The organism is Kitasatospora sp. NPDC047058, from assembly GCF_040643935.1.
Classification (GTDB): domain Bacteria; phylum Actinomycetota; class Actinomycetes; order Streptomycetales; family Streptomycetaceae; genus Kitasatospora.
In genome coordinates this window covers 1-1,098 of the sequence record NZ_JBEYVJ010000944.1, presented here as the reverse complement: position 1 = coordinate 1,098, position 1,098 = coordinate 1, and the positions used below count along the sequence as shown (strand labels likewise).

The following is a 1,098-nucleotide window of genomic DNA, read 5'->3' as shown; positions in this document are numbered from 1 at the left end:
CCCGCGGCGACGCCCTGCGCGCCGGTGTCGACCAGCTGGAGCGGGGTGGTCACCGCGAGGGCTTGCTGTTGCAGTGTGCCCGTCTTGCGTTGCAGGTCCTGCGCGACGGTAAGCGCCTGGGTCGCGGCGGCATGCGCCGAGGATGCCCGGGCGTCGACCTGGCCGGCAGCGCCGTCGACCTGTTGGGAATCCCGCAGGACGCGCTGGAAGGCCGGGTCCTGGTCCAGCTCGGGGTGGGCCGAGGCCAGTGCCCGGAGGTCGGCGACCGCGGTCGCGGTGCCCTGTTTGACCTGCGACGTGCCGGTCCGTACGGAGTCCGTGCCGTCGGCGGCGACAGTGGCGGCGGTGACCAGGGCGGACGCGGCGGCGGGGATCTGGCGCGAGGCTGAGGTCTCGAGACTCCGGGCGGCGTCGTCGACTCGGGTGATGGCCTGGCTGATCTGCTGTGCACCCGTGGCCAGTTGGGTGGTGCCGGTGTGCGCGGTCGTGTTGACGGCAGTGAGGGCCGCGGTCGCCTGCTGCGCTGTGGCCGTGGCGGTGACCAGTTGCCGGGCGCCGTTCGAGGCGGCGGCCAGTTGCCGGCGTACCTGCGACAGCTCGCCGTAGAGGGCGCGTACGTAGGCCTCGTGGGTGGCCGAGTCGATCTGGGCCTCCAACTTCGACTGGACGACCTCGGTCATCACGCCCGCGATGTAGTTGTTGGCGTCGTTGAGTTCCATGCGGATTCCGGCCTGGCGGGGCTGCGGGTCCGACGCGCTGGTCAGCCGGCTGCTGAAGTCGGCGGGGATCTCGATGGTGAACGCATAGCGCCCGGTACGCAGCCCGGCGCTCGCCGCTTTCCGGTCGACGAACTGCCATCCGAACGTGCCGGACGCCTTCAGTCGCCCGACCACCTCCGCGCCCGCGTCGACGGTGGTGCCCTGCGCGCTGGTGGCGGGGTGGTCGAGGTTGACGACCGCCACGCGGATGCGGTCGGTCTTGCCGTACGGGTCCCAGTTGGCCCACAGGTACATGGCACCGTACAGCAGGGGGATCAGGCAGAGCAGCACCGGGACGGCGCGGCGCAGCGGGCCGCGGAAGCGCCGCAGCTCCAGGTAG

1 protein-coding gene is annotated in these 1,098 nt (G+C 72.0%); it reads right to left on the bottom strand.

Going from position 1 to position 1,098, the window contains the following annotated elements:
- A partial coding sequence (locus tag ABZ885_RS41825) for a YhgE/Pip family protein (protein WP_360200534.1) occupies positions 1-1,098 on the bottom strand: 1,098 nt, incomplete at both ends.